At 77.7% G+C, this 2,484-nt stretch carries 1 protein-coding gene; it reads left to right on the top strand.

Annotation, left to right across the window (positions count from 1 at the left end; genetic code table 11):
• Nucleotides 1-241 precede the first annotated feature (241 nt).
• Nucleotides 242-2,179, top strand: a complete 1,938-nt coding sequence (locus tag FOE67_RS22650; RefSeq protein ID WP_182666696.1) for a DUF3151 family protein — start codon at nucleotides 242-244, stop codon at nucleotides 2,177-2,179.
• Nucleotides 2,180-2,484: the final 305 nt, after the last annotated feature.

The raw sequence follows: 2,484 nt of genomic DNA, 5'->3' as shown, positions 1-2,484 counted from the left end.
CATTAACAGGGGCGTCACGGAGGCAAGTTGAGCATTAAACGAGAAGAAGGCCGAAAAAAGTCGGTGTTATCGATGAACCATTCGACGGCGAAGTGCGTGAAGTGGTGGCGGCCCCGGACGCGGGCGCTCCTCCGCCGACCTGCGTCACGAGCTGTACGCCGCCGTCCACGCCGCACCGCACCACCGCCCCGGCGCCCCCGAACTGCGCGCCGCGCTGCGGGAGATCGGCGCCGTCGTCCTCGTGGACGACCTGGAGTTCGGCGGCTCCGCCCTGGACGACCTGCTCGCCGCGACACCCGAGTGCGCCTTCCTGTTCGTCACCGCCACCGACGCGCCCCCCGTCGGCGACGGCTCCCGAGTCGAGGAGGTCCCCCTCACCGGCCTCGCCCCCGCCGCCGCCGTGGACCTCGTCGAGCGCACCGCCGGGCGCCCCCTGACCGCCGCCGAGCGCGAGGGTGCGGCGCGGCACCGCGCCGCCGCCGACGGCCTGCCGCTGCGCCTGGTGCAGTACGGCTCCCTGCTGCGCGAACGCGGAAACGCCCCGGCGGGGGCGACGGAGGAGGCGGAGCCGGCCACCGACGCCCCGCCGGCCGTCGAACTCGCCGCGCTGCTCCCCGAGGGCGCCCGGGAGATCCTCAGCCTGGGACTGGCCCTCGGCGGCACCCTCCCCGGCCTCGCCCAGATCCCCGCCCTCACCGGGGACCACGACGCCTCAGCCCATCTCGACCTGCTCACCCGCGGCGGCCTGGTCACCGGCACCGGGGACCACCGCCGACTCGCCCCGGGGGTCGTCGAGGACCTGGCGGACACCGACCTCGCCGGTGGCGGCGCCGCGCGGGTGGACATCGCGCTCGGCCACTACCAGTGGTGGCTGGAGGAGGGCCGTGCCGACCCCGCCCGGGCCGTCGCCGAACTCGACGCCCTCCTCGCCGTCATCCGTGCAGGCCAGCGCGCCGGCCTGCACGAGGCCGTCGCGGAACTCACCCGCGTCGCCGCCCCGCGGGCCGCCGTGTCCCTGCGCTGGGGCCTGTGGGAGCGGATGCTGCGCAGCGGCCAGGAGAGCGCCCGCGAGGCCGGCCTGGTCAGCCGCCAGGCCTACTTCCACCACGAGTTGGGCGTCCTGGCGATCTGCAACGGCCGACTGGACCGGGCCCGCGCCGAACTGGAGGCGTCGATCGCCCTGCGGGCGGTCCTGGCCGACTCCAGCGGGGCGCACGCCGGACGCCGCGCCCTCGCCCTGGTCGAGGACCTCGGAATGCCGCCCGCGCCGCCGCTGCGACTGGAGAAGCCGAACGCCACCGGCCCGGCCGCACCCACCGGCGGCCCGGCACCGGTCACCGGCGGGCCGACACCGGCCACCGGCGGACCCACCGCGCCCACCGCGCCGCTCGGCACCCCGGCCGTCCCCGCCGCACCCGCGGCGGAAACCCCGGCCGGAGCGACACCGGCCCCGCTGCCCGGTCCGGGGACCGAGGCGCCCACCGAACTCCTGCCGCCCGTCGTGGCGCGCGCCGGTGGCACACCGACCGGCCCGCGGCCCACCGTCGGTCACGGCACCGGGGCGGCCGTGCCGGCCGCCTTCGCCGGGGACACCCCCGGTGGAGACCCCACGCACGACGCCCGGGACGGGCAGGGGGGCCGGCCCGGCGGTCGCTTCGCCGGTATCCGGCAGACCGCGTTGGCGGGCACCCGACGGAACATGGCCGGCGCGGGTGCCGGAGCCCTCCTGGTCGCCGTCCTCGGCACCGTCGTCGGCCTCGGGCTGACCGGCGGTGAGGCCGAGGAGCCGCCGGAGACCGGGCGCCCCAACACCACCGCCCCGGACACCGGTTACACCGACGGCGGCACCGGCGCCGATCCGGCCGAGGTGGCCGCCGCGCACCCCTCCTCCTCGCTGGCCTGGGCCCAGCTCGCCGACGACGCCTTCGAGGCCGGTCGACCGGTGGAGTCCTACGCCTACGCCCGCACCGGCTACCACCGGGGCCTGGACGCCCTGCGCCGCAACGGCTGGAAGGGCCACGGCCCGGTGCCGTGGGAGCACGAGCCCAACCGCGGTTTCCTGCGCGCCCTGCACGCCCTCGCCCGGGCCGCCCGCGCCATCGGCGAGACCGAGGAGTACGAGCGCTGCTCGACCTTCCTCAAGGACAGCTCCCCCACCGCCGCCGACACCCTCTCCTGAGCCCCGGCGGGCCCGCGCGGCGCCGTGGTGCCCGGCTTCCCGGTGGTCCCGGGGGTCGGATGCTTCCGCCGGGGCTTTCCGGGACATAGCCTGTCGCCGTCGCACCCGGCGCCGTGCCGTTCCGTCCCCGCCCGGGGCCGGTCGCGCGGCGCCGTGTCCGTACCCGCACCACCCGCACCATCCGCACGCCCCGGCGCGCGCCCCGGGAGGGCGGCGCCCGTTCCCGACCCGGATCCCCGGTGACCCCGGGGGCCGGTCCCGTCCCACCCGGTCGTTCCCGGAGACCCCAGGAGCCCGCCATGTGT

The sequence above is a fragment of the Streptomyces calidiresistens genome (genome assembly GCF_014141525.1).
Lineage (GTDB): Bacteria > Actinomycetota > Actinomycetes > Streptomycetales > Streptomycetaceae > Streptomyces > Streptomyces calidiresistens.
Note: the sequence above shows the minus strand (reverse complement) of the source record. Positions and strands in the feature narration are given on the sequence as shown.